Below are 6,057 nucleotides of genomic sequence, written 5' to 3'. Positions count from 1 at the left end.
GCATGGTAACATGTGTAGCTGACCAATACTAACGGTTCGAGGGTTTGACCTAAAAACAAGGTTAACTTGTTGCAGTATTTGTTTTTGAGAGTATAAGTATTATACTTTTAGGAATACTAATTAAATACTCAAATATTTTTGGTGACGATGCGCTTTAGGGAAACACCCGTTCCCATACCGAACACGTAGGTTAAGACTAAAGCGGCTGATGGTACTTGGCTGGAGACGGCCTGGGAGAGTAAGTGGTTGCCAACTTTAAACGGGGTGTGGCTCAGTTTGGCTAGAGCGCCTGATTTGGGTTCAGGAGGCCGCAGGTTCGAGTCCTGTCACCCCGATTTATTTCCTAAGTCGTAGGAAATAGCATAACAGAATATGGGTCACTAGCTCAGTTGGTAGAGCACTTGACTTTTAATCAAGTGGTCCGGAGTTCGAGCCTCCGGTGGCTCATGTTTTGCGCGAGTGGCTCAGTTGGTAGAGCATCTCCTTGCCAAGGAGAGGGTCGCGGGTTCGAGTCCCGTCTCGCGCTTTTATTATTTATGATTCTAAAAAAGCTATAACACTAATGTGTTATAGCTTTTTTCTATATAAATTATTTTCAAGAGACATTTTAATATTCTATTTAAGTATCTAAGTTAGAAATATGTTCTGGCTTAAGAGTAGTAGAATCTACATTAGGGACAAAGAGAAGTGTAATAAAGCCTATAATAAATAAAAAGATAAGGCTGATAATCCCATTATTAGTACGACCCGTAAGTTGTGTCACAACAGCAACTAAGAAGGGCCCCATAATAGCAGCAAATTTGCCAAAGATATTATAGAAACCAAAGAATTCATTAGATTTTTCTTTTGGAACTAATTTAGCAAAATAAGATCTAGAGATAGCTTGAATACCACCTTGAGCTGAACCTACTGCCATAGCTAAAATCCAAAAATCTAATACATCTTTTATGAAATATCCATAACAACAAATACAGATATATGTAATGACACCTACATAGAGAAGTTTTTTTGCACCCCATTTCTTTGCAAGCTTGCCATATAGGATGGTAAAAGGAAAGGCAACAAATTGAGTCAGTAGTAAAATAATTAGGAGTGCACTCATGGAAATCCCTAAGTCAGTTCCATAAGAGGTAGACATACCTATAATCGTATCTACGCCATCAATATAGAAGAAGTATGCAATGAGAAAGATAAAAATAGGTTTATAGTTTCTAATATCTTTAAATGTATGACCTAGTCGTTTAAAGGCATTAGAAATAGAATGGGGTTCTCGTTCAATATAATAATTTTGTTTAACATTCTTTAAGAGAGGAAAGGTAAATAGTCCCCACCAGATGGCTGTAATTAAGAAGGTTAATTTACATGCTAAAGTTAGACTAATAGGTAAAAGGCCTTGCTGGGTTAGAAGTACAATAGCCATGCAACCTATAAAAGGAATAGTACTGCCGATATATCCCATAGCAAAGCCATAAGAAGAGACTTTATCCATTCTATCATTGGTAGTGACATCCACTAGAAAAGCATCATAGAAGATATTGCCGCCTGAAAAGCCTAATACGCAAAAACCATACAGAATAAGTAAAAGATAGGGATTATCAGAAGGAGCAAGCGCTAAGGCTATAGTACTGATGACACCTATAGAGAAGAACGTTGTAAAAAACTTCTTTTTAAAACCTTTATAGTCTGCAATGGTCCCAAGGACAGGAGCAAGTAAGGATACAACTAAAGTAGAAAGAGAAATAGTATAACCCCAAAGAGCCGTAGAGTCACTAGAAGACATATTCCCATTAGAAGCTACCATTTTAAAATAGATAGGTAGAATAGTAGAAGTAATTGTCATAGAGTAGGCGGAGTTAGCCCAATCATACATAATCCAACTTTTTTCTTGTGTGCTTAAACTTTTCATGCATTCACCTCATTTAATAATTTCCATTCCATATGGCCATCTATATTTTTAAATTCAAGTCCTAGAAGATAAGCGAGAAGAGGAGCATGATTAACAAGTTCACCTTCAGGTAATATAAAGTTAGGTTTGATAAGAGGGCCAGATGCCATAAAGAATGTGGTATAGTCAGCTTTACTTGTAAGATAACCATGAGCTGAATGAACATGGTGTGGCATGATACCTACATTTTCTGAATGAACAGGTTCAATAAGTTCTCCAGATAGGTCATCTATGAAATAATATCCCTCTTTTGCTTCTAACATAAAAGCACATAAATCGTCTGCACCCATACTGCTAGCTTCTTTACCAGAAAGACATTTTTCAATAGGATAAGGAGGTAGAGATTGTAGATCATTAAGTAACGACTGAATTTGCTTCATAAGTTCAAGGTTATGTTTATCTTTAAGATAAATATAGCTACTACCATCACAAGATTTAGCTATAGCATCGTAAGATAGAATACGACCTTTCTTGTTACATCTAATAAAACCTTTCTCTAGCAGGTATTGATTAAGTCTTATAAAGCTATGTACAGGAAGTTGATCATGATCGCCAAGAAGTACAAGATGAGTAGAGTCATAAAGATGGGCTTCTTTTAAAGTCTCAATAATTTCACCAAGTCGCTTGTCATGTCTATAAAGGGCTTGGATACTTGATTCACTAGAATAACCTGTGTAATGGCGATGTGTATCTACATCTGTAAGATGCACACATATAAGATCGGGCTTATATTTGAGGAGCGTATATTTTGTAGCAGACATGACAAAATCATCTAAGTAGGGTTGTTTAGTACCTTGTCTTAAATGGCCAAACTTTTTTAGAATTTCTAATTGATAATTTAGTGAGCCAGCTAGACCAGACATAATAAGTTGATGGTGCCATTTTTTGGTTGGAAAAATTTCAGGGAGATTGTAAGTAATTTGGCTACATCCTGTCACAGGCCATAAAATGGAACAGGTGGTAAGGCCTTTTTTATGGGCAAGGTCAAATAAGGTGGGAGTTTTAATGGCTTTAGCATACCAATACCAGTTAGGATTTGAATGGCTAGGTTCTAAAAGTGTATTATTAATAATACCATGATGGATAGGATAGTTACCTGTTACTATTGTAGTATGTGCAGGATAAGTAAGTGTAGGAGAAATACTATGTACTCTTTCAATTAAAGCACCTTGAGATAAGAACTTTGAGAAGTTGGGAAGTGTTTTGAGTAAGGTAAGGTCTTTAGAAGATACAGCATCAAGAGAAACTACAAGTAGATGGGGAGTAGACATGGAATCACCTCGTTAAAGACTTTTCTTTTATTATATGACAAGTATAGGGCAAATAAAATAAAAATTCTGTTAGAAGTAAGTAAAAATAAGCACCTATATGAAGATGCTTAAATGGAAAAGAGATTATTTTTGACTAAGAAATTTGGTTATAATCATTTCATACTGATAGCAGTTTGGGGCCTCACCAGCTAATGTATTCCAAAGGTTTCCTAAAGGGATGGTATCAAAATCAAGATCAAAATTTGCTAGCATATTCATATTTTTGTTCCTTTCATAATCCGCTAAATAATTTATAATAGTAGTATAAGTAGAATCTGTAGGATTAAAGCCGAAATAAAAAACTGACAACAAATACAAGAGAGGGGATTAAATGGAACAAAAAGTTTAAAAAAGATTAGTTGTGCTTATATAGGGGTAAGTAATAAGCTTAAGTTTAGTTTTTCTTTAACACAAATAGGATTGAATCTATTAATACGTATAGGAATTATGTTTTTTGACAGGAGTTTTATTAATATAGAAATACTTATTAGTTTGTTGTATGTAGGATCTCTTATTGAAGGTTATTGGGACTTCCTTACTAATAGAGAAAAGAAAGTATTTAACATATGAGAGGATTCGCATTATACTAGATGTAAGTTGTGCCATATTAGAATTTTTTAGAAGTCTTACTATACGTTATATATTAAAGAATTAGAGAATAGGAGCAGGATATGAACTGGGAAATTGCTATCTTACAAGCATTACAAAATATAAGAAATTCATTTTTAACTTCTATTATGGAAGCTATAACAGCACTAGCAGAGAGTCTACCACTAGTCATTGTATTATCTATCTTATATTGGTGTAGTGATAAGAAAAAAACAGTCCGTATAGGATGGGCTGTATTATGCAGTACTGTAGTAAATGGTATTATTAAAAATCTTATAAAGGCACCAAGACCATTTGAGAAAGGTGTTGTAACACCACTTAGAGTTGAGACTGCTACAAGTTATTCCTTTCCAAGTGGGCATACGCAAAATGCTACGGGCTTTTGGGCAAGCGCTATGATGATTTTTAGAAATAGATCTATGTATATACTTGGAATAATTATGATTATTTTAACTGCTTTTACAAGACTTTATTTAGGCGTACATTGGCCTGTAGATGTTATCGCAGGTATTATTATTGGACTTATTGTAATAGTGGTTGCAGATAAACTATATGATGAGGAAACAGGCTTTACTAGATGGCATGTACTAGGTGTAGGTATACTAGCGTTTATTTTCCTTATTGTACCTATTGAAAAGGATTTACTTAAATCTGTAGGCGCCCTATGGGGATTTGTTGTAGGTTGTTATTTAGAACAAAACTATATTCATTTTGAAACAAAAGGAACACTAAAACAGCAGATTTTAAAAATTATAATAGGTTTAGGCGGAGCAATACTTATTTACTTAGCCTTAAAGTTTATTTTACAAGGTGATTTAATACTAAGTATGATTAAGTATGCGCTTTTAGTTTTATGGCTTATAGCAGGAGCACCTTATTTATTTAAAAAGCTTTTACATTAAATACTCAATTTGAAAGGATGAAATGAAAAAAGAGCCAACTGACATGTCAGTTGGCTCTTTTTTCATCAACATAAACCATACCCGAAAGTAGGTTCTTTAAAATTTGGCAATTTTAAGACTTTGTTTTGATAAATGTAGTATAACATTAATTAAATAAGTTGACAAGATACACTAATCATGAAAATAATTAGAAGCATATTAATCAATATAATATAAAGACACTTCTTTATTCTGTGATGGGCTATCTTTCAAGGTAACATTCAAATAATGATTGCCTATCTTTATAAGATAGGAAGTAGTAGTGTGGCAGACTTCTTGTATAGATATAGGGGACCAAACTTTTCTGTAAGGTGGGAGAGGGTAAATGAGTATGTATAATTAAAACCAAAAATATTCATCTCTTTTTGTGGTGCTTGTCCTAATGTAATGCAGTAAGGTTTTTGAGTCCTACTTAAAGCATAGTGGAAAGTAAGAGGAGCTTCTTATGGGGTGTTAGGCCTAATATGGCAATGTAATTAGAAATACTCGGAATTTTAAGTGAACCCGCAAAATAACTTTTAAGTTCAGTGGAGCTCAAACCTAGAATTTGTCCAGTAGGACCACATTGGTAGCAGTAAGCTTATTCCCGAACCCAGTAATATGTACCATTAATTTTCTTTAAAGTGAGGAGGAAGGCAATAGGCGTACCATTATATAGCCAATATATTACTAATTACTGTAAACTGTAGGGGACAGATGCATTTAGTTAGGGTAATAGGATTTTTATTTCCTGTAAAGTTTAAAGTATAACCAAGAGTTTCACTCAGAAAACGTAAGGGGACTAGAGTTGTGTTTTGCTCTAGAAGCACAGGTAATGTAGAAGCAGAAGTAGGGAGAGCAAATAGAACTATAAGTAAAAAGATAGGTACAGTTAAGTATATTTTTATTAGCTTTAAGGAAAAATACATTGTAGGCACTTTTCAAGAAAATAATAGGGAAGTGATATGAAGCTTGATATAAGTTCATTATATAAAAGGAGAAGAATTGTGTCTATAAAAGGTAAAAAATGAAAGATGAAATAAAAAGTAATAAAAAATAAAAAAAGCTATTGACTTATGAAAGGTTATGGTGCATAATAATACAAGTCAGCAGGGTACAGCACCACTGACACACACGGCTAAGGCCTTGATAAATAAGAAGAAATGAACTTTGAAAATAAAATAGTAACCATTAAACCAGTCGATTCATAAAGTCACATTAAGTGACAAGTCAGTACTACTTAACAGTACAAAATGTCAAGAGACAAACTTTT

Annotated in this window: 4 protein-coding genes, 3 tRNA genes and 1 rRNA gene; 5 read left to right on the top strand and 3 right to left on the bottom strand. The window is 33.9% G+C overall.

Features of this window, described 5'->3' with window-relative positions; genetic code table 11:
- The first annotated feature begins 137 nt into the window (after nucleotides 1-137).
- The 4 genes from rrf (at nucleotide 138) to ACLTBU_RS16885 (ending at nucleotide 526) form a co-directional block, all read left to right on the top strand.
- A 5S ribosomal RNA gene (rrf, locus tag ACLTBU_RS16900) occupies nucleotides 138-255 on the top strand.
- Nucleotides 256-260: 5 nt separating this feature from the next.
- Nucleotides 261-335 (top strand) — tRNA-Pro (locus tag ACLTBU_RS16895).
- Nucleotides 336-374: 39 nt separating this feature from the next.
- Nucleotides 375-447, top strand: a tRNA-Lys gene (locus ACLTBU_RS16890).
- 6 nt (nucleotides 448-453) lie between these two features.
- Nucleotides 454-526, top strand: a tRNA-Gly gene (locus ACLTBU_RS16885).
- Nucleotides 527-619: 93 nt separating this feature from the next.
- Here the strand turns inward: ACLTBU_RS16885 and ACLTBU_RS16880 are convergent.
- A complete protein-coding gene (locus ACLTBU_RS16880; protein WP_412220158.1) occupies nucleotides 620-1,906 on the bottom strand; it encodes an MFS transporter in 1,287 nt (428 codons plus the stop codon).
- Nucleotides 1,903-3,216, bottom strand: coding sequence for an alkaline phosphatase family protein (locus ACLTBU_RS16875; RefSeq protein WP_412220155.1), 1,314 nt, complete (start codon nucleotides 3,214-3,216; stop codon nucleotides 1,903-1,905). The genes ACLTBU_RS16880 and ACLTBU_RS16875 overlap by 4 nt, the downstream gene beginning before the upstream one ends.
- A gap of 710 nt (nucleotides 3,217-3,926) precedes the next feature.
- Between ACLTBU_RS16875 and ACLTBU_RS16870 the strand changes: the two genes are divergently transcribed.
- Nucleotides 3,927-4,766, top strand: a complete 840-nt coding sequence (locus tag ACLTBU_RS16870) for a phosphatase PAP2 family protein (RefSeq protein ID WP_412220154.1) — start codon at nucleotides 3,927-3,929, stop codon at nucleotides 4,764-4,766.
- Nucleotides 4,767-5,455: 689 nt separating this feature from the next.
- Here the strand turns inward: ACLTBU_RS16870 and ACLTBU_RS16865 are convergent.
- Nucleotides 5,456-5,713 (bottom strand): stalk domain-containing protein, encoded by a 258-nt coding sequence (locus ACLTBU_RS16865; RefSeq protein WP_412220153.1) that lies wholly within the window; start codon nucleotides 5,711-5,713, stop codon nucleotides 5,456-5,458.
- Between the last annotated feature and the right edge of the window lie 344 nt (nucleotides 5,714-6,057).

It is taken from the genome of Zhenhengia sp., from assembly GCF_046966505.1.
GTDB lineage: Bacteria > Bacillota > Clostridia > Lachnospirales > Cellulosilyticaceae > Zhenhengia > Zhenhengia yiwuensis.
This window is presented reverse-complemented; position numbering and strand designations above follow the sequence as displayed.

Excerpts from the sequence above, each read along its gene's own strand:
- ACLTBU_RS16875 (WP_412220155.1), bottom strand. The coding sequence starts at position 3,216 with ATGTCTACTCCCCATCTACTTGTAGTTTCTCTTGATGCTGTATCTTCT.
- ACLTBU_RS16870 (WP_412220154.1), top strand. The coding sequence starts at position 3,927 with ATGAACTGGGAAATTGCTATCTTACAAGCATTACAAAATATAAGAAAT.
- ACLTBU_RS16880 (WP_412220158.1), bottom strand. The coding sequence starts at position 1,906 with ATGAAAAGTTTAAGCACACAAGAAAAAAGTTGGATTATGTATGATTGG.
- ACLTBU_RS16865 (WP_412220153.1), bottom strand. The coding sequence starts at position 5,713 with ATGTATTTTTCCTTAAAGCTAATAAAAATATACTTAACTGTACCTATC.